The 22,201-nt window shown below is 68.9% G+C and carries 25 protein-coding genes; 18 read left to right on the forward strand and 7 right to left on the reverse strand.

Annotated features, from left to right (window positions below; translation table 11 throughout):
- Positions 1 to 163: 163 nt before the first annotated feature.
- The 17 genes from MRBLML1_RS21975 to MRBLML1_RS22055 all read left to right on the forward strand — a co-directional run bounded on the left by MRBLML1_RS21975 (position 164) and on the right by MRBLML1_RS22055 (position 14,925).
- Positions 164 to 958 carry an MlaE family ABC transporter permease gene (locus MRBLML1_RS21975; RefSeq protein ID WP_364520123.1) on the forward strand — a complete coding sequence of 265 codons (795 nt, stop codon included), beginning with the start codon at positions 164 to 166 and terminating at the stop codon, positions 956 to 958.
- The gene (locus tag MRBLML1_RS21980) at positions 958 to 1,812 is read left to right on the forward strand and encodes an MlaE family ABC transporter permease (RefSeq protein ID WP_364520125.1); all 855 of its coding nucleotides are present in this window, start codon (positions 958 to 960) and stop codon (positions 1,810 to 1,812) included. Before MRBLML1_RS21975 ends, MRBLML1_RS21980 begins: the two co-directional genes overlap by 1 nt.
- The gene (locus tag MRBLML1_RS21985; protein ID WP_364520127.1) at positions 1,809 to 3,119 is read left to right on the forward strand and encodes an MCE family protein; all 1,311 of its coding nucleotides are present in this window, start codon (positions 1,809 to 1,811) and stop codon (positions 3,117 to 3,119) included. The genes MRBLML1_RS21980 and MRBLML1_RS21985 overlap by 4 nt, the downstream gene beginning before the upstream one ends.
- Entirely contained in the window at positions 3,116 to 4,171 is a 1,056-nt protein-coding gene (locus MRBLML1_RS21990; RefSeq protein WP_364520129.1) for an MlaD family protein, read from the forward strand. Before MRBLML1_RS21985 ends, MRBLML1_RS21990 begins: the two co-directional genes overlap by 4 nt.
- Positions 4,168 to 5,247 (forward strand): MCE family protein, encoded by a 1,080-nt coding sequence (locus tag MRBLML1_RS21995; RefSeq protein ID WP_364520131.1) that lies wholly within the window; start codon positions 4,168 to 4,170, stop codon positions 5,245 to 5,247. Before MRBLML1_RS21990 ends, MRBLML1_RS21995 begins: the two co-directional genes overlap by 4 nt.
- The gene (locus tag MRBLML1_RS22000; protein WP_364520133.1) at positions 5,244 to 6,446 is read left to right on the forward strand and encodes an MCE family protein; all 1,203 of its coding nucleotides are present in this window, start codon (positions 5,244 to 5,246) and stop codon (positions 6,444 to 6,446) included. Before MRBLML1_RS21995 ends, MRBLML1_RS22000 begins: the two co-directional genes overlap by 4 nt.
- Before the next feature lie 14 nt (positions 6,447 to 6,460).
- Positions 6,461 to 7,591: an MCE family protein gene (locus MRBLML1_RS22005; protein ID WP_364520135.1), complete on the forward strand. Its 1,131-nt coding sequence runs from the start codon at positions 6,461 to 6,463 to the stop codon at positions 7,589 to 7,591.
- Positions 7,588 to 8,805: an MlaD family protein gene (locus MRBLML1_RS22010; RefSeq protein WP_364520137.1), complete on the forward strand. Its 1,218-nt coding sequence runs from the start codon at positions 7,588 to 7,590 to the stop codon at positions 8,803 to 8,805. The genes MRBLML1_RS22005 and MRBLML1_RS22010 overlap by 4 nt, the downstream gene beginning before the upstream one ends.
- Positions 8,802 to 9,284 (forward strand): hypothetical protein, encoded by a 483-nt coding sequence (locus tag MRBLML1_RS22015; protein WP_364520139.1) that lies wholly within the window; start codon positions 8,802 to 8,804, stop codon positions 9,282 to 9,284. Before MRBLML1_RS22010 ends, MRBLML1_RS22015 begins: the two co-directional genes overlap by 4 nt.
- Positions 9,284 to 9,847: a hypothetical protein gene (locus MRBLML1_RS22020; RefSeq protein ID WP_364520141.1), complete on the forward strand. Its 564-nt coding sequence runs from the start codon at positions 9,284 to 9,286 to the stop codon at positions 9,845 to 9,847. The genes MRBLML1_RS22015 and MRBLML1_RS22020 overlap by 1 nt, the downstream gene beginning before the upstream one ends.
- Before the next feature lie 198 nt (positions 9,848 to 10,045).
- Positions 10,046 to 10,447 carry a hypothetical protein gene (locus MRBLML1_RS22025; RefSeq protein ID WP_364520143.1) on the forward strand — a complete coding sequence of 134 codons (402 nt, stop codon included), beginning with the start codon at positions 10,046 to 10,048 and terminating at the stop codon, positions 10,445 to 10,447.
- 5 nt (positions 10,448 to 10,452) lie between these two features.
- Positions 10,453 to 10,731 (forward strand): helix-turn-helix domain-containing protein, encoded by a 279-nt coding sequence (locus tag MRBLML1_RS22030; RefSeq protein WP_364520145.1) that lies wholly within the window; start codon positions 10,453 to 10,455, stop codon positions 10,729 to 10,731.
- Positions 10,732 to 10,767: 36 nt separating this feature from the next.
- On the forward strand, positions 10,768 to 12,378 hold the full coding sequence (locus MRBLML1_RS22035) for a hypothetical protein (RefSeq protein ID WP_364520147.1): 1,611 nt from the start codon (positions 10,768 to 10,770) through the stop codon (positions 12,376 to 12,378).
- 113 nt (positions 12,379 to 12,491) lie between these two features.
- Positions 12,492 to 13,226 carry a hypothetical protein gene (locus MRBLML1_RS22040; RefSeq protein ID WP_364520149.1) on the forward strand — a complete coding sequence of 245 codons (735 nt, stop codon included), beginning with the start codon at positions 12,492 to 12,494 and terminating at the stop codon, positions 13,224 to 13,226.
- Between the two features lie 127 nt (positions 13,227 to 13,353).
- Positions 13,354 to 13,608, forward strand: a complete 255-nt coding sequence (locus MRBLML1_RS22045; protein ID WP_364520151.1) for a hypothetical protein — start codon at positions 13,354 to 13,356, stop codon at positions 13,606 to 13,608.
- Positions 13,609 to 13,695: 87 nt separating this feature from the next.
- Positions 13,696 to 14,499: a protein NO VEIN domain-containing protein gene (locus MRBLML1_RS22050; RefSeq protein ID WP_364520153.1), complete on the forward strand. Its 804-nt coding sequence runs from the start codon at positions 13,696 to 13,698 to the stop codon at positions 14,497 to 14,499.
- A 93-nt stretch (positions 14,500 to 14,592) separates the two neighbouring features.
- Complete coding sequence (locus MRBLML1_RS22055; protein ID WP_364520155.1) at positions 14,593 to 14,925, forward strand: hypothetical protein; 333 nt, start codon at positions 14,593 to 14,595, stop codon at positions 14,923 to 14,925.
- Between the two features lie 699 nt (positions 14,926 to 15,624).
- Here MRBLML1_RS22055 and MRBLML1_RS22060 read toward each other — a convergent pair.
- The 5 genes from MRBLML1_RS22060 to MRBLML1_RS22080 form a co-directional block, all read right to left on the reverse strand.
- Positions 15,625 to 16,131 carry an RES family NAD+ phosphorylase gene (locus MRBLML1_RS22060; RefSeq protein WP_364520157.1) on the reverse strand — a complete coding sequence of 169 codons (507 nt, stop codon included), beginning with the start codon at positions 16,129 to 16,131 and terminating at the stop codon, positions 15,625 to 15,627.
- 3 nt (positions 16,132 to 16,134) lie between these two features.
- Positions 16,135 to 16,473 (reverse strand): antitoxin Xre/MbcA/ParS toxin-binding domain-containing protein, encoded by a 339-nt coding sequence (locus MRBLML1_RS22065; RefSeq protein ID WP_364520159.1) that lies wholly within the window; start codon positions 16,471 to 16,473, stop codon positions 16,135 to 16,137.
- A gap of 28 nt (positions 16,474 to 16,501) precedes the next feature.
- On the reverse strand, positions 16,502 to 17,755 hold the full coding sequence (locus MRBLML1_RS22070; RefSeq protein WP_364520161.1) for a hypothetical protein: 1,254 nt from the start codon (positions 17,753 to 17,755) through the stop codon (positions 16,502 to 16,504).
- Between the two features lie 92 nt (positions 17,756 to 17,847).
- A complete protein-coding gene (locus MRBLML1_RS22075; RefSeq protein ID WP_364520163.1) occupies positions 17,848 to 18,000 on the reverse strand; it encodes a TraM recognition domain-containing protein in 153 nt (50 codons plus the stop codon).
- Positions 17,997 to 18,701, reverse strand: coding sequence for a hypothetical protein (locus MRBLML1_RS22080; protein ID WP_364520165.1), 705 nt, complete (start codon positions 18,699 to 18,701; stop codon positions 17,997 to 17,999). The genes MRBLML1_RS22075 and MRBLML1_RS22080 overlap by 4 nt, the downstream gene beginning before the upstream one ends.
- 140 nt (positions 18,702 to 18,841) lie before the next feature.
- On the opposite strand from MRBLML1_RS22080, the gene MRBLML1_RS22085 reads away from it, so the two are divergent.
- The gene (locus MRBLML1_RS22085; RefSeq protein WP_364520168.1) at positions 18,842 to 19,840 is read left to right on the forward strand and encodes an IS481 family transposase; all 999 of its coding nucleotides are present in this window, start codon (positions 18,842 to 18,844) and stop codon (positions 19,838 to 19,840) included.
- A 106-nt stretch (positions 19,841 to 19,946) separates the two neighbouring features.
- Here the strand turns inward: MRBLML1_RS22085 and MRBLML1_RS22090 are convergent, their stop codons facing one another.
- Together MRBLML1_RS22090 and MRBLML1_RS22095 are read right to left on the reverse strand one after the other, a co-directional pair.
- Positions 19,947 to 20,795, reverse strand: a complete 849-nt coding sequence (locus MRBLML1_RS22090) for a S26 family signal peptidase (RefSeq protein ID WP_364520170.1) — start codon at positions 20,793 to 20,795, stop codon at positions 19,947 to 19,949.
- Positions 20,792 to 22,177, reverse strand: a complete 1,386-nt coding sequence (locus tag MRBLML1_RS22095; protein ID WP_364520172.1) for a hypothetical protein — start codon at positions 22,175 to 22,177, stop codon at positions 20,792 to 20,794. Before MRBLML1_RS22095 ends, MRBLML1_RS22090 begins: the two co-directional genes overlap by 4 nt.
- Between the last annotated feature and the right edge of the window lie 24 nt (positions 22,178 to 22,201).

Below are 22,201 nucleotides of genomic sequence, written 5' to 3' on the forward strand. Positions count from 1 at the left end.
CGCCGTCAATCCTCAATAGCGCGACAGTCCTGCAGTGTGACCCGCCGTCGCACAAGTTCGTCGGGGGCTAGTCAAGATTCACTTATCCGTGACATGATCCCGGCAAGTGACGACCGTCACGAGCGCGGGTACGGCCCGCGGAACCACGTCGAGGAGGCCTGAGATGGCGATGGGCACCGCCGTCCTCCTGCGGACCGTGAGCAGGCCTCTGCTTCCCATCGGCGACCTGTTCGTGTTCGCCGCGGACGTGGCCCGCACTGCCGTCACGACGCCACTGCAGTGGCGCGAGCTGCTCGACCAGGCCTGGGTCGCCGTCCGCGTCTCGCTCCTGCCGATCATCGCGATCGCGATCCCCTTCGGGGCGGTGCTGTCGCTCCAGATCGGCTCCCTGTTCGGCCAGCTCGGCGCTCGCTCCTTCACCGGGGCTGTGGCCGTCGTCGCCGTGGTCCAGCAGGCTTCACCCATCGCGACGGTAACGATCGTGGCCGGGGCCGCGGGCACCGCGATGGCCGCCGATCTCGGCTCCCGCAAGATCCGCGAGGAGCTCGATGCCCTCGAGACCCTCGGGATCTCGGTCATCCAGCGGCTGGTCGTGCCGCGGGTGATCGCGATGAGCTTGGTCGCCGTGCTGCTCAACGCGGTCGCCGCCGCCGTCGGTATCGCCGGAGGCTTCGCCTTCAACGTCTTCGTGCTCGACGGCTCGCCTGGTGCCTACCTCCAGGCCGCCTCGACCCTGGCCCAGCTGCCCGACCTGTACGTCGGTGCCGTCAAGGCCCTGCTGTTCGGCCTGGTCGCGGGGATCGTCTCCTGCCACCAGGGTGTCACGGCCCGAGGCGGCCCCCAGGGCGTCGGCAACGGCGTCAACCAGGCCGTTGTGATCTCGTTCGTGCTGCTCTTCATCGTCAACGCCGTGCTCACTCTCGCCTACTTCCAGTTCGTCCCGCCGAAGGGTCTGTGATGGCGTCGACGAAGCAGGCGGCCAAGCCCGGACCGCTCTCCCGCGGAGGCGCGGCCGCCCTGGGCGTCCTGGACGAGCTCGGTGCTCAGGTCCAGTTCTACGGGCGCGTGATCGGCGGCATCCCCGTCGTGCTGCAGCGGTACCGCTCCGAGGTGCTCCGTCTGCTCGCCGAGGTCGCGCTCGGTCGTGGTGCGCTGATCCTGGTGGCCGGAACGCTGGGAGTCATCGTCTTCGAGGTGTTGGCCGTGGGTGCGGTCATCGGCCTGGTCGGCTACGAGGGACTGCGTCAGATCGGCATCCAGCCCTACGTGGGGTTCCTCTCGGCCTACTTCAACACCCGTGAGGTCGCTCCGCTCGTGGCGGCCAACGCGCTCGTCGCCACCGTCGGAGCCGGTTTCACCGCGCAGCTCGGAGCCATGCGCATCAGCGAGGAGATCGACGCGATCGAGGTGATGGCCATCCCTTCGGTGCGCTACCTGGTGACCACGCGTCTGTTGGCGGCCTTCACCGCGATCATCCCGCTCTACTTCGTCGCACTGATCGGCACCTATGCCGCGACCCAGATCGTCTCGATCCAGTACTACGGCCTCACGCCAGGCACCTACGACCACTACTTCCAGCTGTTCCTGCCCCCGATCGACGTCCTGTACTCGTTCATCAAGGTGCTCGTCTTCTCGGTCATCCTGACGCTGGTCTGCTGCTACTACGGCTACCACGCCAGTGGTGGTCCTGCCGGCGTCGGCGTGGCCGTGGGCCGCGCGGTGCGCCTATCGCTCGTCATGATCGTCGTCGCCGACTTCTTCCTCAGCCTCGCGCTATGGGGGTCCACGACGACCGTCAGGATCGCCGGATGAGTGCGGTCGACCGCGGCCGAGTCGTCGCCGGCACCGCCTACCTCGCGATCGTCGTCGCGCTCCTCGTGCTGTGCGTGCTGATCTTCGCCAAGGCGATGCCGTGGCAGCGCGCCGCCGCGGTCTACGTGCCGACGCCGAACCCGGGGCTCGAGCTCAACGTGCGCTCCGACGTGCGGTTCCAAGGGGTGCGCATCGGCGAGGTGCGAGCGATCACCACCGATGGCCGCCGGGCGCGTATCGAGCTGGCCATCGAACCGGGCCGGATGCGCCTGTTGGCCAGCAACGTCGACGCGGTCATCGTGCCGAAGACGGTGTTCGGCGAGAAGTTCGTCGACCTGCGAACCCCGGCTGACCCCACGAGGGCTCGACTGACGTCAGGTGACGTCGTCCAGCAGACCACCTCGGCCAGCGAGCTGGGGACCATCTTCGACCGCCTCGTCCCCGTGCTCCGAGCCGTCAGTCCGGACCGGCTATCCGTGGTCCTCAACGCGCTGGCCCAGGGTCTGTCAGGTCGTGGCGACGACCTCGGTCGTGCCCTGCGCCAGACCGACGAGGCACTCACCCGACTCGACCCGCGGTTGGACGATCTCGTCGACGACCTCGATGCGCTGGCCACCACCGCGGACGTCTACAGCAAGGCCGTGCCCGACCTGATGCGCTTCCTGATCGCCTCCGCGAGCCTTAGCAGCGACCTGCTGGTTCCCCAGGAGCAGCGACTCTCCGACCTTCTCGTCCAGGTCGGCGCCACCTCCGACGACACAGCCGCGCTGGTGAAGCAGATCGGCCCCACCACGGTCTCCCTGCTGGCGCGCAGCCGCGACACGCTCAGCCTGCTGCGCGAGTACTCATCGGTGCTGCCCTGCACGGTCACCGGACTCAAGGTGCTGGAGACGCTGCTCACCCAGGCGGTCGGAGCGCGCGGTCCCTACATCAACCTGACCGTCGACATCGTGACGCGTCGCGAGCCCTACAAGGCGCCCCGCGACCTGCCCACCTCGCCGGGCAGCACGGCGAACGACGCGGAAGTCACCCTCGGTGGCCTGGTCCCAAACACCAACCCGCACTGCCCGCGCTTCTCCCGTGAGGTCCTCGACCTCACTCCGGCCACCCCGGGGTCGGGGTCACTGCAGGGCACGCCTCTCGAGACCGGGCCCGCCGCCGCCCAACAGGACGCCGTCGATGAAGCCCGGCGGGCGCTGGCGCGCCTCATCGCCGCCCGCGAGCTCAGCGTCGGCCAGGACGACGTGCCCGCCCTCACCGACCTGCTCCTGGCCCCCCTGCTGCCCGGATCCGGAGGTGTGCGATGAGCCGATCCCTGCGCCTTCCGGCGTCGGCGTACAAGCTGGCGGTCTTCACGGTGACCTCCGTCGTCCTCTTCGCGATGATCGCCACCCTGGTCGGCAACCTGAGCAACCGTCCGACCCGCTCCTACTCCGCGCTCTTCACCGACGCGACCGGCGTGTTCAAGGGCGACCGGGTGAGGCTCGCCGGCGTCGAGGTGGGATCCGTCGAGAGCGTCGAGCTCGTCGAGCGTGGCGGCGCGCACCTCGCCCGCGTGACCTTCACCGTCGAGGACGACGTGCCGCTGCACACCGACGCCCGGCTCGCCCTGCGCTATGCCAACGTGATCGGCCAGCGCTACCTCGCCATCGAGGAGTCTCCGGACGGACGGGCGATGAAGCCCGGGGCGACCTTCGGCACGGGCCAGACGACGCCGGCGCTCAACCTGACCCAGTTGTTCAACGGCTTCCAGCCGCTGTTCACCGCCCTCGAGCCGGCCCAAGTCAACCGACTCAGCCGCGAGCTCGTCGCTGCGCTCCAGGGCGAGAGCGGCACGGTGTCCGACCTGTTGCGCACCACCGCGAGCCTCACCAGCACGGTGGCCGACCGTGACGCCGTCATCGGGCGGGTGGTCGACAACCTGACCGCGGTGCTCGAGACGGTCGGCGGGCGTGACGAGAAGCTCACCGACCTGATCGTCCGCTTCCACGACCTGATGCAGGGCCTCGCCGGCGACGCCGACGCGATCGGTGCCTCCCTGGCGCCGGTCGCGGATCTGCTGGACACCACACGCGGCACCCTCGCCGAGGTGCGTCGTCCTCTCTCCGACACGCTGCGCGGCCTCCAACCGTTGGCAGCGCAGCTGGAGGGCGGCCGCGGCGACCTCGACCGTGTCATCAACCGTCTGCCGCGGACCCTGCGGGCGTTGGATCGCACGTCGTCCTACGGCTCGTGGTTCAACTTCTACATCTGCGGCATCGACCTCAACGTCAGCCTGCTCGACGGCACCGTACCGCTCCGCGGACTATCCGTGGCGGCCAACGAGCGCGACACCGTCTGCGGGGGAGGTATCGAATGAGCGCCCCTGTCAGCGACGCCCGCAAGCTGCGTCACGCCGTCGTGGGGCTCGTCGTCCTCGGACTCCTCCTGGCGCTGGCCGCGACCGCGAGCAGGATCCCCTTGTTCGACGGCTCGCGGACCTACCGCGCGCTCTTCGCGGACGCCTCCGGTCTGGCGACCGGTGAGGAGGTCCGCATCGCCGGGGTGAAGGTCGGCACGGTGACCGCCATCGAACTGGCCGGCACCGCCGTCGCCGTCGAGTTCACCGTCGACGGGGTGAGGCTCGGCGATCGCAGCAGCGCCGCGATCGAGATCAAGACCCTTCTGGGCCAGCACTATCTGTCGGTGGTGCCGGCCGGCCGCGGCGAGCTGGAGGACGACACCATCGCGCTCACGCGCACTACGGCACCCTTCGACATCGTCCCCGCCTTGCAGGGCCTCGCCACCGAGGGCGGGGCGATCGACGCGGCCCAACTCGGCGAGGCCTTCGACCAGCTCGCCACCACCCTCGACGCCGCAGCCCCCGAGGTGGGTGCGGCGATCGAGGGACTGGGACGGCTCTCGCGCACGATCAGCACCCGCGACGAGGACCTGCGCCGCCTCTTCCAACAGACAGCGAAGGTGTCCGGTGTCGTCGCCGACCGCGACGCGGACATCGGCGAGCTGCTCGTCAGCACCGACCGCGTGCTGGCCGAGCTGCAGCGTCGGCGCGTCGTGATCAATCAGATCATCGACCAGGTCCGCGGACTGTCGGCCCAGGTGTCGGCCCTCGTGGCTGAGGACGGCGACGCCCTGACCCGCACCCTCGCGAGCCTGAAGAAGGTCGTCAAGGTGCTGCGCGGCAACCGGAAGCAGCTGGACGAGGTTATCCGGCTCGGGGAGCTCTACGGCCGCGAGTTCGTCAACGTTAGCGGCACCGGCCCGTGGTTCGACGCGACAGTGAAGTTCCCGCAGAGCTACTCCGTCTGCGCCGCCGACAGCCTGCCGTCGGTGCTCAGTTCGATACTCGGCCCGGTCCTGGGTTCGATCAACCAGTCGGTCAACGGGTCCTCGAAGCCCTGTCTGCCGCTCGGACCCGCCGTGGAGGCACCGTGACCAGCCCGCGACGGCTCCTGACGGTGGTCGTGCTCGTGACGCTCCTCGCGGGGGCGGTGCTCGTCCTCGCCAGGTCCCAGGATGCCGACGAACGCACCGTGACCGTCACCTTCGCCCGGACGACGGGCCTCTACGAAGGTGCGAAGGTCAAGGTGCTCGGGGTGGCCGTCGGGCGGGTCGAGTCGATCCGGCCCGAGGGCGCATCAGTCGAGGCGACCTTGAGCTACCGCGGCGACGTGCGCCTGCCGAAGGACGTCGTGGCAGCGATCGTTCCTCCATCGATCGTCGGCGATCGGTTCGTGCAGCTCGCTCCCGTGTACGACGGGGGACCCGAGCTGGCCGACGGGGCCCGGCTCGGCATCGACCGCAGCCGGGTGCCGGTCGAGCTCGACGAGACCTTCAGCGCGCTCAGCGACCTCGCCCAGGGGCTGGGCCCCGAGGGCGCTAACCGCGACGGTTCCCTGTCGCGATTCGTGGATGCCGCTGCGGCCAACCTGCAGGGGAGGGGGGCGACCCTCAACCAGACGCTGGTTGAGCTGGCCGCGGCGCTGCGCACGCTCGACGCTGCAGGTGGCGACGTCAGCACCACGGTGCGCAACCTCGGGACCGTCACCGGCCGGCTCGCAGGCGACGACGACACCGTGCGCAGCCTGGTGACCGGGTTGACGGCGGTCTCGACGAACCTGGCGGCGCAGCGCGGCGACATCAGCGCCGCAGTCACAGAGCTCCGCTCCGCGCTCACGGCTCTCGACGGCCTGGTGGCGCAGAACAGGGCACCGTTGGAGGCGACGCTCGCCGACGCCGCAGACGTGACGGACACGATCACGGGCCGCACCAAGGAACTCTCCCGCCTGCTCGACCTGCTCTCTGCCGGCGTCGGCAACCTGGCTGAGGTCTACGTCCCGACCAACTGGGACCCGAGCAGGCCCTGGGAGTCGGTACTTGAGGGTCGCACCGGCTCGCTCGTCCTGCGGCCCGCCCTGCTGCAGGATCTCGACACCCAGCTCGGATTCACCCTCGGCGCCGTGTGTGCACAGCTGCCGGGGCAGGCCCGCGCCGGCCTCGACCCACTCTGCTCGGCACTGACCGGCGTGGGCGGCAGCCTCGGCGGCTTGCTCAGTCGGCTGGTCGAGGCGAATGCGGGAGGCCCGGTCGGCCTCTCCGACGGACTCGGCGGCCTGCTCGGTGGTGGACGATGAGGCGGGCCTCGGCGTTGACGATCGCCGCGAGTGCGCTGGTGGTCTCGGGCTGCGGCTTCGGCGGCGTCGACAGCATCCCGGCACCCGGTGCGATCGACGGCGACGACACCTATCCGGTGACGATCGTGGTCGCCGACGCGGCGAACCTCGCACGGCGACAGTCGTGCCGCGTGAACGACGTGGTCGTGGGCAGCGTCGCCTCGATCGAGCTGGACGACGACCTGCGCGCGGTCATCACCTGCCGCGTGCGCGATAGCATCCGCCTGCCTGCCAATGCCGAGGGCCGCCTCGTCCAGACCAGTCTGCTCGGCGAACGCTTCGTCTCTCTCGACCCGCCCGAGGGTGTCGCGCCGAGCGGGACGCTGCCCAGCGGCGCGCGGCTGGAGGTCGGACAAACCCGCACCGAACCCGACACCGAGGTCGTCCTCGGAGCTCTGTCCCAGGTGCTCAACGGCGGCAGCCTCGCCTCCGTGCAGCGCATCGTCTCCGAGCTGGACACAGCCCTCTCCGACGCCGATCTCGGCGGCACACTGGACGCGGTCCGCGATGCCACGTCGACCTTGGATCGCCGCAGCGACTCGCTGGTGCGCGCCCTCACGAGCGTCGACCGCCTCGCCGCTCGGCTCTCGCGCCAGCGCGACGTCATCGCGACAACCCTCGACAGCGTGCCCCAGGGGCTCGCCGTCTTGGCGCGGCAACGGGGTGACCTGGTCGCGTCGCTGCAGAAGTTGGCGGACCTGAGCCGCACGGTCGTGCCGTTCCTCGACGCCTCGCGGGTCGACCTCGCGGCCGACCTGCGCGACCTGGCCCCCGTCCTCGAGCGACTCGCGACGGTGGGGCGCGAGCTGCCGGCGACCCTCAGCAGGATCGCTACCTTCCCCTTCCCCGGCACGGTGCTCTCGGTGCTCAAGGGCGACTTCGCCGGAGCGATCGCCAACGCCGATATCGACCTCGACGCTCTTAGCGGACTTCTCATGCCCACCGAGCTCCCGCGTGCCCCGCTGCCGATGCCGGCCTTTTCCAGCCCCCAGACAGACCGTGGGTCGGCGCCGGCTGACGTCCCGTCGCTGCTCGACCCGCTGACTTCGGGTGTGGCAGGCAGCCTCGACGCCCTGCTCTCCGGGCTCCTAGGAGGCAAGCGATGAGCAAGCGCACCACCCGTCGGCAGCTCGTCGCCTTCGCCGTTGTCGCGATCGCGGTCATGGCCTACGGGACCGTGCGCTACCTCGGCGTAGGGTCACTCCTCAACCCGCCCTACCGCGTGGAGGCGGAGTTCGCGCGGGCCGGAGGCATCTACGAGGGCGCCGAGGTGACGTTGACGGGAGTGCGCATCGGGCGCGTGGGCGAGATCCGTCCAGGCCCGGGTGCCGGCACCACCGTGGTGCTCGACATCGACGCCGGTACCAGGGTGCCCGCCGACGTGTCGGCGGCTGTGCGCAACGGTAGCGCCATCGGCGAGCAGTACCTCGAGCTGACGCCGAACGCCGGTGAGGGCGAGCTGGCGGACGGCGACGTGATCCCCGTCGACCGCACCAGTGCGCCCGTCGACACCGGAACCCTTCTGCAGCGGGTCGACGCCCTGGTGTCCTCCATCCCGCCCGACTCCTTGGCGACGGTGATGGGCGAGCTGTCCACCGCGCTCGAGGGTCGTGGCGACGACCTGGGCAGCATCATCTCCTCGGCCGACTCCGTCAGCGCGCGCCTCGTCGACGACGTCGACGACATCAGCCGGCTGATCGACAGCGCCGGAACGGTGCTCCGCACCCAGAACGACCTCGGCCCACGGACCCGGGAGTCGTTGAGTGCGCTGGCCGATTTCACCGGCCAGCTCGACACCGACCGCGACCAGGTCGCCGCGTTGTTCGACACGGGCACCTCGGCGGCCGCCCAGGTTCAGGCTCTCATCGGCGACAATCGCGCCGTCCTGCTGGGGCTCACCTCCGGGCTGCTCACGTTGTCCGACGTGGTGGCCCGGCACAATCTCGGCATCCGCAAGTTTCTGATCGGTTTCCCCTGGGTCCTCGAGTACTCCGCCACGGCTGCACGTCGCTGCAGCGAGTACGACGCCGCGACCGGGCGCCCGATCGAGGCGACCTGTCGCTACGATGCCCAGGGCCGCCCCATCTACTCCGGCTACCTCGGGCTCCAGTTGCCGGAGCTGCCAGGAACTAGGCCGTACTTCCCGTGCACCCAGGGCTACGAGGGCACCACCAAGTATCTGCCCAACGGTCAGGCATTGAAGGGCTCAGGCCGCCAGGGCGCCGACAGCGCGCCGAACTTCGACGCCCGCTGCACGGCGTCGCCCTACGACCCTAACAGCCCGAACGTCCGCGGCGAGCAGAACGTGCCCCGCCGATGAGCCGCAAGGGTCTGCGCCTGTGGTGGCGCACCGGGGTGCTCGCCCTCCTAGTGGTGGGCCTCGGGGTGTTCGCGCTGGTGCGGGTGCTCGACGACCCCGCTCCTGATCGCGCTGCCGTTCTGCTCGCAGGTCGGGGGAGCGCTGACGCGTTCTTCTCGCTCGACTACCGCCGCGTCGAGAAGAACGTCGACAGGGTCGTCACCGGCTCCACGGGACGCTTCCGCAAGGAGTATGCCTCGCGTCGCGACCAGATCGTTGCCGACGTCAAGAAGCAGCAGCTCGTCATCGACGTCACGGTGCCCCCGGACGGCGTCGCGCTGGAGTTCCTCACCGAGCGGCGCGCGCAGGTCCTGGTCTCGGTCGACCTGGCCCGCACGACCGCTGGAACCAAGGCCGGCACCGAACGCTTCCGGGCCCGCATCTCGCTGCGCAAGGTGGGCGATCGCTGGCTCGCCTCCGACGTCCGGCAGGTGCCCTGATGGCCGGGCTCGCGCGCGACGCCGCGTGGTGGCGGCCCCGCATCGATATCGCGCTGTTCGTCCTGGCGATCGTGCTCGGTGGGTGGGTCGCCTCCGACCTCAAGGGAGACGAAGGGCCAGCGCCGATCGTGCCGAAGGTGCTGGACGACGGACGCTTCCGGCCCGGCACGCTGGGGTCGCCGGACGACGAGTCGGCCGTCGCCTTCGTGGTCAGCAACCTGCCCGAGGCGCTGTCGTACGACTACCGCTCGCTCGACAAGGCCGCCGACGCGGCCGCCGCGACGATGACGAACGACTTCGCCCGCACCTTCCGTGCGACCTTCGACGCCACCCGTCAGACAGCCGCAACGAGGAGGGCCGTCATGTCCACCCTTGTGCGGGCCGCTGGCATCGGCGACGTCGACGGCGATCGGCGTACGGTGCTGGCCTACATCGATCAGGTACTCGTGGCGGGCGCCGGTAGCGCTCAGCAGGAGGCTCCTGCCATCACCCGCAGCCGGGTCGTGGTTGAGCTGGTGCCGCGCGGCGAGGAGTGGGCGATCGACGACATTCGTCCGCAATGACGTCCACGTGAGTGGAGTCCAGCAGGGTGGTGTACGACGACCTGAGTGAGCGCGTGCCTGCAACGTAGGCGCGGCCACCAGGTGGATAACACAGACTAAAGGTTGTCATAATCTAGGTTATCGGTGGTGTAAATTGGGCTGTGATTTGGGGCGGGATTTGGCCTCGAATCGGCGGCGTCGACGTGGGACACTGCAGGCATGCGGAATCAGTCGACCGTCGCTCGAGGCGACGTGCGCGCCTACGAAGAGTCGGTGCGGCTGGCGGCACCCGAGCTCGTCGAGCGACTGCGCGACCTGCTGGGTGCCAAGCTGGTCGCGTACTTGGGCTCGGTCCAGGAGACCCGAGCGGTGCGGCAGTGGGCCGACGCCGGCGACGCGCGTACGCCGTCGGCCGAGGTGCTCAATCGGTTGCGGATGGCGTACCGGATCGCCGCGCTGCTGAATGAGAGCGACTCCACCACGGTTGTCCAGGCCTGGTTCCAGGGCATGAACCCGCGCCTCGACGACGTCGCGCCGGCCCGGCTGCTGCGCGAGGGCAACCTCGAGCAGGTCGGCCCGCAGGTTCTGGCGGCGGCGCGATCCTTCGCAGGCGCGGGGTAAGGCCGATGTGGATCGAGTGGCGGCTGCAGGAGCTCATGGCCGCGGAAGGGATGTCGCCGCCGGCCCTGTGGGAGCTGATGAACGAGCTCGCAGGCATCGAGCTGCCCTTCCGTCGGGTCGAGTCGCTCGTCAACGACCGCCAGCCGGCGCGCATCGCCCTGTCCGAGCTGCTGTGGCTGTGCGAGATCTTCCGCTGCAAGATCGACGACTTGCTCGCACTCCGAGACGGGCCGTATCCCTGGGGTCCGCCCTCGCCCTTGCGCGTGGTGCCAGATCTCGACTGAGCCAGGGCGCACACACCCGGCAGGCAAGATGGTCATATGCGCGACGGAATCGACTGGGCTGAGGTGGGCTCGGGTGGGCGCTTCGAGAAGATCGTCAGCGTCCTCCTCAGCACCCTGCACCCCGGATCCCGCCGCATCGACGGAGCCGGCGGCGACGGCGGCCGGGACCACCAGTTCCACGTTGACGGGCAGCTCCTGGTCTGGCAGTCCAAGTACTTCCTCGGCCGGTTGAGCACGGGCAATCGGAAGCGACAGATCACCGAGAGCCTGATAACCGCCGCGGCGTTGCAGCCGGATCACTGGACCCTGGTCACGCCGATGGTTCCGACGCCCGAGGAGCTCGCCTGGTTCGGAAAGCTCGAGAAGGACTACCCCTTCCCCATCGCCTGGTTCGCCGGCGACTGGCTCGAGGCGCAGCTGGCACACCACCCCCAGATCGTGCGGCACTTCATGGGCGCCAGCGACGAATACGTGCAGTTGCTGCGCGAGCTGCGGCAGGAGCAGGACGCACTCGTCGACGGCCTCCCAGCAGCCCAGTCACGGCTCGAGGCAATCGCCGCGAAGATCGAGGCATCCGATCCCTTCTACAGCGTGGCATTCACCATCGACGCCGGCCAGATCACGGCCGCAAGCCTGCGGCCGAAGTACCTCGGCGCCGAGCTGGACAGCCCCATTACGCTCAGCTTCAACGTCATCACCGGCACCTCCGCCGCCGACCAGGACGTCCGCGATGCGCTCGAGGCGGCATTCGAGTGGGGCGAGCCCGCGACCGTCCCAGCCACCCACGTTCGCGACTTCGAGGTACGGGCCCCACACGGGTTGGGCGGCAGCTTCGACCAGGCCCACATCACCCTCACACCCGAGGTCGAGACCGTCGACCTCGACCTCGAGCTCGTCGTCTGGGCACCCGATGGCCGGCGTCTGGCGACGTTGCCCGCCCGGCTCGTCGACCGCAGCCACGGCCGCCGCGGCACCACGGTGGTGGGATCTGACAGCACCGGAATCGTCACGGCAAGGATGCGGCTGGACCACCAGCTCCTCAAAGTCACCCTGCAGCTGACCTACGACGAGCCCCCGCCGCTTCTGCCCGGCACGCTGCTCCCGGTCGTGCGCTTCATGCGGCACGCCACCGCCCCGAACCAGCTCTCCTTCGGGGTAGGCGACGCACCGTCGGCCGCGGCGGTCCCGATCGACACTCCCCCACTGCCCGGCATCGACTCCTACCTCGAGTTCGTCGAGGGGCTCGACCGGATCCAGGCGAGCACCGGGCACGCCTTCCCGACACCGCCTCAGTGGACCAGTCGCGATCTCCACGAGGTCCGCCGCGCCGTCGCCCTACTCGCCGGGGACTCGGTGAAGATCGGCCGGGGGCCGGCCCGCATCGTGATGGAGGCTGCCGCAGCAGAGCGCTTCCAGCGGTCCACGGCCTCCTCACCCGCCCACCGGCTGGAGGTCGACGCGGCGACCCCGTACGTGGCGTCGATCTGCGGGCGCGACGTCGAGCTCGGCTCCTACTTGATCTGTCTCGATGCCGAGACCCTGGAGTTCACAGCCGCTGGTGAGGACGTGACGATCCTGGCCCACCCCTTCAACGGCCGCGCCGTCGAAGCGAGGCTCGGCCAGTTGCCAGCGGCGCCGGAGTCCTGACGTCCCAGTGCGGCGGCCTCAAGAAATGCCTAAGCCCCGCGGTGCCTAACCCGGCTCTTGCGAGCCGTGCCAGAGGGCGGTTATCCGCGGGGCGATGTCACTAGGGTACGCATGTGACTGCTGAGGAGCAAGCTGCCGCCCCCGCGCCCGCCGCGGCGACCCCGGCGTCCCTCGGCGTGACCGAGCTCGAAGCCTGGCTCAGCCCCCCACGGCTGGACACCTACCTGTTCCACTGCGGCGGCGACGCGGGCCTCGCGCTCGAGCTCTACTGCTGGAACAGCCAACTGGCGGCGGCAGCGCTGGCCGACACCTGTCACCTCGAGGTCGCGCTGCGCAACGCCTATGACCGGCAGCTGGCCCAGCAGTTTCCGGACTGGTCGGTGGACCCGACGAGCCGGCTATTCACCCGGACCCAAGGCCACGGCCGAGCGGTGGCGAAGCAGATCAGCCTCAACTCAGGCAGTCTGCGCGCGCTCAACGACGCCAGGCGTGGCCTTGGAGCGAACCCCAGCCACGGCAAGGTCGTGGCCGCGACCACGTTCGGCTTCTGGACCAAGCTCACCGACCGAGACCGGACCGCGACGTTCTGGACCCCGATGCTGCGCCACGCCTTCAACGGCGCCCCCACGCGTGGCGAGGTTCATGAGCGGGTCGCCCGGATCAACAAGTTCCGCAACCGACTGGCCCACAACGAGCCCGTCTTGTCCACCTCCTCCGGACTTCACGACCGCATGCGCGACGTCGACGAGCTGTTCGGCTGGGTCGCGCCGGCTGCGGCGGCTTACGTGCGCGCAATCTCGACGGTCCCTTCCTTGCTGAGTCAGTGCCCCGCCTCGGGCCTCTTGTGATCGCGCGCAGCAACACCTCGGCGCGATGGACTCAGCTGGTCGCCCACCTGAGCTCGACCTTATGCAGCTTCGACATCGCGCCGCTGTTTCGGCCCTTTCCGTCGGATCGACATGCCACGATGCGAGCGTGGGGATCTTCAAGCGCAGCGAGGCTGTGAGGGCCAAGAAGATCGGGGCACACGCCCGGTATCTGGATGAGGACGTGCAGCGCGTCGACCTCAAAGCCACCAGCACGGACGGGGAGTCGGCGACCATCGACCTCAGCCTCGACCAGACCCACCAGCTTGTCATCGACCTCACCAACGCCTACGGCGCCTGTCGGCCGGCGCTGCTGGACCAGAAGCAGGTCGACCGCATCACTGCGTATTTCGGGATGCGCTGATGACCCACTACGAGTACGACGAGGAGGCCAGCGCGGGCCTGGCGCATGGACGTCGTTCACGAGGTCGACTACCCACGAGGCACGTGAGTGATCGCCGTGACCTCACAGGACTCCAACGCCCGGCTCGTCGAGCTGATCCGCGCCGGCCTCGCTCGAGCCGATGCCGCCGGCCTCGCCCGCGTGCCGCTCAAGCTCTACCCGTCGGAGGAACGGGAAGAGCTGCTCACGCTTCTCCACGCCTACCTGTGGGACACCGCTGCCCCCTACGACGACGACTGGCATCGCTCGCCGGGCAACATCATGACCCTGTGGGCCGAGTTGCTCGAGATCGACACCGAGACACGCCACCGCCTGATCCCGCTCCGCACCGACCTGGTCAAGCTCCTCACCGAGCGCGGCCTGGGCTACCGAACGCACCCACGATCCGTGCCGGTGCTGGTACGGGAGTTCAGCGGCCCGATCGAGACCCCAGTCCACCCCGGCGACCCCCGCGAGACCTCGAGCACGATCGCCGTGGGCGCCTGGGGAGCCGGGTTCGGCGACCCGGCCACGAACCGTGAAGTCGAGCTGGCCGCCGAGGCCGTAGTCCAGCGCCACTATGAGACCGCCGGGTGGACAATCACTCGGGTCGCCCACCTCAAGTGCGGATGGGATCTCACCGCGACCCACGACGACCAGGAGCTCCACATCGAGGTCAAAGGCGTATCCAGCTCGATGCCGTCAGTTCTCCTGACCCGCAACGAGCTGCGCAGCGCAGAATCGGACAGCACCTGGCTCTTGGCCGTCGTGACCAACGCACTCACCGACTGCCCGACCCTGACCACGTTCCATCGGGAGACCGTGGTGGCGGCCGCCGACCCGGCCGTCTACCGCGTCAACCTGGCCCCGTGACCACAGCGATGGACGTCAGCGCCACACCCGCGCACCCGCGACGCCTGGGAGGCCTCCTCTCGGGCCGCCTCCCACGCTCTGCCGGACTCACGGGTGTGGCGTCGCCTGCTGGCCGAGCTCGACGCGACCGAGCTGACGTTGTACCTCGACATCTTCACCGACGGGTCCCGGGACGTGTTCGTGGCCGTCACCTCCGAGCGGCTCTTGTCGTGGACCGTCTTGACCGACCGGTTCCGCAGAATGGTGCACCGCAGCGTCCAAGTCACCGAGCACACCCGGACCGTGCAAGGCGTACTGCGGCTGTCGACGGCAGCTCCTCAACCCCGTTGCGCCTGGTCGGGCGGCCCGAGCAGCGCAAAGCCCTACTCAAGGCGCTCCGGCTGCCGGCAGACGCCCGGCCGGTCCGCGCTGTGGTCCTCGACCTGACCCACGTCGTCCAAGACCAAGGCGGCGTACGCCGCCAGTCCCGTGCCGCCACCTGCGACCGGGCCAATCGCCGACGCCGTGCTCGGTTCGCTCGGGTCCGCCAAGGCCCAGTGCCTGGTCCGAGCCACCCAGGTCGCCCTGCATCCGTCACTACCCGGCGGCGAGGTCGTCGTCGTGGGCACCGGAACGAAGATCACCTTCGTCGCAATCGGAGCCGACGCGATATCCCGGCCGACCATGGGCGTCCGCCAGGGCTCCCTGTGTTGGGACCTACTCGGCACCGACCTCACCCTGAATACCGACCAACCCGTCCGCTCGGTCGTTGCCCGCCTCCCCGGCGAACCTCGCGCACTGGAGGCCGTCGTTGAGCTCGTCCGTCGGTGGGCGGAGCTGGATGCCGTCGCCGCAGGCCAGCGGACCGCCCAGCAACAGGCGCGGCGCGTCACCGCCACCGATGGCGTCCCTACGATCCCGGTCGTTCGGCGAACCGGCTTCCTGGAGGGTCTGCCGGCACTAGCGTCGGGGAGATCGGGTGCGCAAGGCGCTTCTCGGCGCGCACGCTTCGCTTGGTCGCCAATGCAGGAGGGAGCAGCCGGAGCCGCGACGGCCGCAATCACATCGAGGGCGGGCGCCAAGCGGGAGACCTCATATATGGCGCTACACGCGGCCATGAAACGCAGCAGGCTCGCGAGCGGTGGTTCAGGTGATCTGCTCCACCTCGACTCGCTCGAACGCCCCGTCAGCCGCTAGCTCGTTTACGAAGATCACAACGTTGGTTCCGTCGGCGCGCACGCTCGGCACAATGAGCGCGTCATAACCTAGAAATGCTGCGTGCGCGCCGATTCGTTGGCATGCCGAGAAGTCAGGGGACTCCAGATCCTTCGGCTCGAGACCGAGCGCGGCCAGGTCAGAGGGAGTGATTCGAAGCACCTTCGCGGCGCTGACGCGTAACTCGTAGACGTACCGGCGGGCCTTCGGTCGCAACGGTTGAGAGTCAATGGCGTGCTGACCCTCGGCGATGGCGGTCTCGCGCTGCTCGGAGGTGTAGATCGCTGCCAGGCCGGCTGGGTTCCATCGTGCTCCGCGAGTGTTGGAGAGTTCCGGCGGGTTGTCGTTGAACATGTGGCGCCAGACGGTGACTTCGTCTAGGACGTCAAATCCCAGGCTCTCAATCGCGTCGAGGAGCTCAGGGTCGTGGATGGCCATGGCTCAGATGTAGGCCCCGTCGCGCAACTGGTCGATGAGAGCCAGCACGGAGTCGATATCACCGTCGGCAATCAGCTCGGCCGGGCGCCTCCCGGCAAGCAACTTATGGGGGCTGTAGAGCCAGAGCCTGGCGTCGTCGGGCTCGTAAAACTCGGCAAGTTGAGTCGCGAGCCACTCGAGTGCGAGAAGCTGGTGAAGCTTGGCTGGGTGTGGGTCGACCCGCCCCTGTTGCCAGCGCGACACGGTCTGTGGCGTGGTGTCCAGCAGCTCCGCGATCTCGCGTGAACGAACCCCGGCCCGGTCCTTGATGGAGTCCAAGCGGTGGGCCACTGCGCTGGTCATGTCTTCTCTTCCTGGTTCGTATCGGTGCTCATGCGGACTTGCGATGACGTTTGCCCGCGGCCGGCGGGCTGAAGCTGTGGGTCGGGTTGCTGACCAGATCATTTCCGAGGGTGCCGCGCCACGAGTCCAAGCGCTTGCGCACCGGCATCAGGGCCGGCTCGGCCTCGGAAGCACGGACAGCCTTGTCGGAGGCGGGCCGCAGGAAGCTTTCGAGATAGTGCCCGGCACGCAGAGGTTCCGGAATGGACGACAGCGCTCGGACCTCGCGCTCCCGCTGGGTCACGAAGTGCTCGCGGTAGCGCATTTGGGTGTCCTTCCAGCCTCGTGGGCAGCACGAAGTATCCAGACAGGCGTGCGCGGACTTCATGCCGGGGCGGGACAAGAGAGCATCGGCCTTGCTGCGGTCCAAGAACGCCCCCAGGTTGTGGAGATAGACGCGCGCTTCTCCGCCGCCTCCGCCGCGCTTCTTGGGTACCCGGAGCCAGTCGGCGAGGTCGGTGTGGTCGATGACGGTGATGCCGGATTCGACTCCCCCGAGCGCGCCGAACGCCATCAGTCCAACGCCGACGGCGCCGGTGTGCTCACCGACTAGCGGAGGCCCGAGCCGGTGCAGGTCCCGACATGCCTCGAGGTAGCGCTTGAGCGCGAGTGGGCCCGACCTGGCCGTTCCGAACGGATGGATCCGCAGCCAAACCGCGTCGATCGGAAGTCGGCTGAGTGACGCGATGATGGCGTCGCGCCAGTGCGGGTCGTAGAAGTTCTCCGTCTTCGTGATCAGCGGGTAGTAGATCGGAACCTCCCTGAGGCCCGCCCCGTTCAACGAGCTGCGCAAGGCGTGGGTGAGGTCAGCGTCAACGTCGAGCCACGGGTCTGTCGCGGAGGCGAGATAATGGGTAGGCGCGAGGACCGCTGTGTGCGATGCGCTGACCACGGCATCGACCAACTGATCGCAGAGGTCCTCACCAGCCCTGCCGTACAAGGAGTCGGGCGTGTGAAGCCCTTCAGGTGCCCACGCCAGATCGACCGCTCCACCGCGAAGGATCCCCCCAGGCGTGGAGAGTTCAAGCGACCGAGGGTCTAGGACGGTTTCGACGCCCTGGTGATGCGCCTCGACCCATAGCTCCCTGTGCTGTTCGGCCTGTGCAGGATCCGCAACAAGGCCGCTGACGGCCTTGCCGTCGACGAGCATCTGCGCAAGAAACGTGTGGTCCAGCCGACCGACGCGCAGGTAGGACCCCAGCGGATCGCTTACGGGCCTGAGTGTCCTGAGTGTCCTGACCATGACAACCTCCTCTAGTTGCCTCAACAGGTTAACACCGAAATGAACATTTCTATAGTCATTCGCGTACGCTTTTTGCCGGCGAGATCTCTGATCTAGGTCCCGATCAGCTTGGACAGCGTCTCGCGGAAGTCCTCCTCCTTCACCCCGCCGCCGCAGACGGCGGCGTTGGAGGCGGACCACAGCTTGTCCATCCCGGTCCTGCCCCAGACCGCGACGCCTTGGGACCAGGATTGCAGGATCGTCATGAGCACGATCCCGCGCGAGCCGTGATGGGAGTGGAGGTCGGGCAGGTCGCTCCTTGGAGGCTGTAGAGCGTGCCGCCCTCGCGGACGAAGGTGTGCGGGTTGAGCTCGCGTCGGCGCTCCCCCACCGACTGCCCGGTTGTGCGGACGGTGTGGGCGACCCACCGCAACGTCGCGCGGTTGGTCAGACAGGAGGCCATTTGCTGGGCGGTGCCGTAGACCCCGCCGCGTTGCTTCTCTGGGGAGTCGATGACGCCGCTGACCTGGTCGGCGGTCAGCGGGAAGTCCTCGCGCTGCAGGATCTGCACCGCCTCGTCGTCGTGGGGCGGGTCAGCGTCAGCCACCGGTAGACGTCGGCGATGGGCCGGTTGTCGAGCGCGCCCGCCAGGAGGAGCCCCGGCGAGCAGGTCACGGGCCATGAGGTCGAAGACCGCATCGGTCTTGGCGTCAGCTGCCCGGGAGCCGGAGGCGAAGTGCGGCGCCAGGTTGGCCGCCTTGACCTCATCGGTGACGTACGAGAGCAGGTTCCACCACCAGCTGCCCGGGCCGCTGGCGGGCTCGTTGGGGATGCTCTGTGGATCGAAGGCCCACACATCGCCGGCGTCCGCACGGGCATCGCGGGTAGCGTCGACGAGGTCCCTCTTGTTCGACGTCACGATCACCGCGCCGGGCGCATCCAGGATCGCCGGGACGGCGAAGGTCACGCTCTTCCCCCGAAGATCGACTAAGTGTGATGTCCAGGGAGGTTGTACCGCCCGGCATCGGTGAGCCTGTCTGACAGACGAGGGCCTCCGGTTGTGAAGTGGAGCTGTCTAGGAACCGCTTCACCCGACCGGAGGCCCTCGTGTCCCACGCTAACGCGGCCCTGACCCCACGTGCCCGTTTACGGCTCGCCCAACTCGTCGTAGACCGCGGCTGGACCTACGCCGCAGCAGCCAAGATGTTCATGGTTGCTCCACGCACCGCGAAGAAGTGGGCCGATTGCTACCGCTCCGAAGGCGCAGCGGGCATGGTCGACCGCAGTTCGCGGCCGCGCTCAAGCCCGGCGAAGACGAGTCCAGACCTGGTGCGCCGGATCGTTCGGCTGCGGTGGCGCCACCGACTCGGTCCGGTCCAGATCGCCGGGAGACTCGGAATGCAGGCCTCGACCGTGCATGCAGTGCTGGTGCGTTGCCGGATCAACCGGCTCTCCCACATCGATCGCGCAACCGGTGAGCCGCTGCGCCGCTACGAGCACCCCCACCCGGGATCGTTGATCCACGTCGACGTCACCAAGTTCGGCAACATCCCCGACGGTGGCGGCTGGCGCTACGTCGGCCGCGTCCAAGGACGACACAACGCTCAGTCCACCGCACGCCGCACTGGCGAGCGGGGCAAGCGGTACCGGCCACTCATCGGCACCGCCTACGTCCACACCGTGATCGACGACCACTCGCGCATGGCCTACGCGGAGATCTGCACCGACGAGAAGTCGGCGACCGCGATCGGTGTACTGCAGCGCGCGGTGGCATGGTTCGCCGACCACGGCGTCACTGTCGAGCGCGTGCTGTCCGACAACGGGTCGGCGTACAGGTCCTACGCCTGGCGCGACACGTGCGCCGAGCTCGGCATCGTGCACAAGCGGACCCGGCCCTACCGGCCCCAGACCAACGGGAAGATCGAACGATTCCACCGCACCCTGGCCGACGGCTGGGCCTACGCACGTCTCTACGAGTCAACCCAGCAGCGCAACGCTGCCCTGCCCGACTGGCTCCACTTCTACAATCATCACCGCGCCCACTCCGCCATCGGAGGCAAGCCACCGATCGCCCGGCTGACCAACCTCCCTGGACATCACAACTAAGCGATGCCGGTGCTCTACGTGGCACCGTTCGCGGCCCGCAGAGGCCCGCACAGCGAGCCCGTCGCTTCCGCTTCTTGTGGGAGCCACGACCAGCGGAGCGCTGGCGTTACTCCGCCGGGCGCTCCGCGCGGCGGGTAGCGAACGCGCCCGTCGCTGTGCACCACAGGGCCGGCGCGAAGCACATCGAGAACAGCGCGATCCAGAACCACCAGGGTGGGGCTGATGACAGCGTGACTCGTAGCCGGCCGTGGTCGTCTGCCGCGCTGACGTGCACGTGGCCGATCTCACCAGTGCGCATCACGACTTCCGCGCCGTCATGAGCCGCCAGTCGCACTGGAAGCAGGCCGGTGCCGACGTACGTCGCGTCTGCCCCTCCATCGGGCGCCGGAGCGAACGCCAACTGCTCGGCATTAACGAGGGGGCGCAGCCACATGATCGCGACGGTAAGCACCACCGACCCCAAGACGATGACCACAGGTCCACGCCAATGCGGCGCGGCGAGCGCACGCACGCCGATCACCAGCGCCGAGCCGATGAGGAGCACCGGCGTCGCCGCCACGAGCCACCCGATGCCCCGCCAGCGCATCTGGACCCGGCCGACGACGTCCTTGGCGGTGAGCCGCCACGGGTCCGGAGCGGAGATCACGCCCTTGGTCATGAGAGTGCCGTCGGCGTTGCGGGCCAGCACCCGGTGGCTATACGTCGTCTCGGGCCGCCCGGGTGGGTGGAAAGTGATGAAGTCCCCCGCTCGCAGCGATTCGAAAGGCACGGGCTTCACCCACAACAGCGTCCCGACCGGCGCGACGGTTCCCATAGACGGCGTCTCAACGCGTTCCCACCGGCCACCGTCGAGCCGCCAGACGCCATAGAACGCGATGAAGCCGATCACCAGGCACAGCAGCGTCCAGGTCCACCAGCGCGCCCACCGGCTACTGCCGCGCGCGCGCAGGCTCATGCGATGAACACCCCTGCCGGGTCGTCGGCCCATCTGAACGTGATCGTCCACCCAGTTGTCGGGGGACGCGCTGTGCCGACTCGGTAGGACAACGGCGCGTAGAGGTGCAGCCCGGCGACGTCGAGGTCGTACCCGCTCGCGACGCGCCGATAGGACGTCACCCCCGTCTGGCTGGCGCCCGGGGTGGGCGCCGCCACGGCGACCGCGGGCGTCCAGCCCAGCCCGACCATCGAGCGGAGCGTGGTGGTCGCCGCGACCGCGGTGTTGGCGCCCAGCGTCCAGCCCAGTGTGTCCTCGGTGCAGGCGTCGCCGCCCGAGATGTAGCCGATGTTGCCGGAGTACGTGCTCACGCCGGAGTCCCCGAATTGCCAATGCTGAGTCGCCGTGTCGGCGAAGGTGTCGTACGCGGTCTGCGACGTCGCGTTCGGTCCGGATGAGGACGGGACCACCGATCCGTAGAAGACGGCCAGATTCGAGACCGAACCCAGCCAGTGGTTCGACAGACCCGTGCCGTAGGTCTCCGCGTTGATCGGCGCCCAGCCGACATGCCAGTAGCCACTGGCGAGCGAGCCGCCGAGCAGGGTGTTCCCGGAAGCGACCTGCTGGTTGTCCACCCTCACCACCGCCGTCGAGGTTACCGAAATCCCGGCCAGGGACGTGACCTGAAGGCGCACGTAGGCGAAGTGCCATTCCCCGTCGTTGTACGACGCGCTCGACAGGGCCGTGGTCGCCGGGGTCGTCGAGTAGACGAAGCCCACCTTCCCGGCCTTGTTCATGTAGAGCACTTTGTCGGGGGCTGTGCCCCCGTAGGCCGGGGTGCTGTTCAAGGAGAAGATCGGACCCCCGGCCGTCGTGGTGGTCTTGAACCAGATTCCCCAACCGACAGTGCCACCAAGGCTCAGCAGGGTGTCGGGCACCCCAGCGGTTGCCGCGGACGCCGCAGTGAGACCGCCGGTCCCCATCGTCGTCACCGCGTTCGTGCCGCCCCAGGGGTCGTCGGCCTGAAACCCGACCGCATAGCGCGGAAGCTGCGGGTTGTTGGGTGCCCGACGGTTGGCGAACGCCACCGGAGCGCAGGACTCCATGCGCACCTGCGCATGGAACGGCGTGCCCGCGGGGTAGTCGCTTTGATTGGTGATCGTGTCGGAGACCGTGGCCGCGGCGTCCGACGCCCCGACCGTGGATGCCGGGCTCCCGCTGCAAGTCACCGCCGCCGCGCGCGGGCCTGCAGTACAGCTCTCGGGGTAGGCGTGCGTGTACACCAGCGAACCGGTCCTCGCGGAGTTCGACGAGTTGGCGAGTTGCGCCGCACTCCACACGGACAGGGTTCGGGTCGTGCCGAGACTTAGAAGCATCAGCGCGGAGAGAAGCGCGATCACCACGGCCCAGACCGGCCCACGTCGATC

Origin of the sequence: Nocardioides sp. LML1-1-1.1 (genome assembly GCF_040676175.1) — a bacterium.
GTDB lineage: Bacteria > Actinomycetota > Actinomycetes > Propionibacteriales > Nocardioidaceae > Nocardioides.

Excerpts from the sequence above, each read along its gene's own strand:
- MRBLML1_RS21975 (WP_364520123.1), top strand. The coding sequence starts at position 164 with ATGGCGATGGGCACCGCCGTCCTCCTGCGGACCGTGAGCAGGCCTCTG.
- MRBLML1_RS21980 (WP_364520125.1), top strand. The coding sequence starts at position 958 with ATGGCGTCGACGAAGCAGGCGGCCAAGCCCGGACCGCTCTCCCGCGGA.
- MRBLML1_RS21985 (WP_364520127.1), top strand. The coding sequence starts at position 1,809 with ATGAGTGCGGTCGACCGCGGCCGAGTCGTCGCCGGCACCGCCTACCTC.
- MRBLML1_RS21990 (WP_364520129.1), top strand. The coding sequence starts at position 3,116 with ATGAGCCGATCCCTGCGCCTTCCGGCGTCGGCGTACAAGCTGGCGGTC.
- MRBLML1_RS21995 (WP_364520131.1), top strand. The coding sequence starts at position 4,168 with ATGAGCGCCCCTGTCAGCGACGCCCGCAAGCTGCGTCACGCCGTCGTG.
- MRBLML1_RS22010 (WP_364520137.1), top strand. The coding sequence starts at position 7,588 with ATGAGCAAGCGCACCACCCGTCGGCAGCTCGTCGCCTTCGCCGTTGTC.
- MRBLML1_RS22015 (WP_364520139.1), top strand. The coding sequence starts at position 8,802 with ATGAGCCGCAAGGGTCTGCGCCTGTGGTGGCGCACCGGGGTGCTCGCC.
- MRBLML1_RS22020 (WP_364520141.1), top strand. The coding sequence starts at position 9,284 with ATGGCCGGGCTCGCGCGCGACGCCGCGTGGTGGCGGCCCCGCATCGAT.
- MRBLML1_RS22025 (WP_364520143.1), top strand. The coding sequence starts at position 10,046 with ATGCGGAATCAGTCGACCGTCGCTCGAGGCGACGTGCGCGCCTACGAA.
- MRBLML1_RS22030 (WP_364520145.1), top strand. The coding sequence starts at position 10,453 with ATGTGGATCGAGTGGCGGCTGCAGGAGCTCATGGCCGCGGAAGGGATG.
- MRBLML1_RS22035 (WP_364520147.1), top strand. The coding sequence starts at position 10,768 with ATGCGCGACGGAATCGACTGGGCTGAGGTGGGCTCGGGTGGGCGCTTC.
- MRBLML1_RS22060 (WP_364520157.1), bottom strand. The coding sequence starts at position 16,131 with ATGGCCATCCACGACCCTGAGCTCCTCGACGCGATTGAGAGCCTGGGA.
- MRBLML1_RS22065 (WP_364520159.1), bottom strand. The coding sequence starts at position 16,473 with ATGACCAGCGCAGTGGCCCACCGCTTGGACTCCATCAAGGACCGGGCC.
- MRBLML1_RS22070 (WP_364520161.1), bottom strand. The coding sequence starts at position 17,755 with ATGGTCAGGACACTCAGGACACTCAGGCCCGTAAGCGATCCGCTGGGG.
- MRBLML1_RS22075 (WP_364520163.1), bottom strand. The coding sequence starts at position 18,000 with ATGACGATCCTGCAATCCTGGTCCCAAGGCGTCGCGGTCTGGGGCAGG.
- MRBLML1_RS22090 (WP_364520170.1), bottom strand. The coding sequence starts at position 20,795 with ATGAGCCTGCGCGCGCGCGGCAGTAGCCGGTGGGCGCGCTGGTGGACC.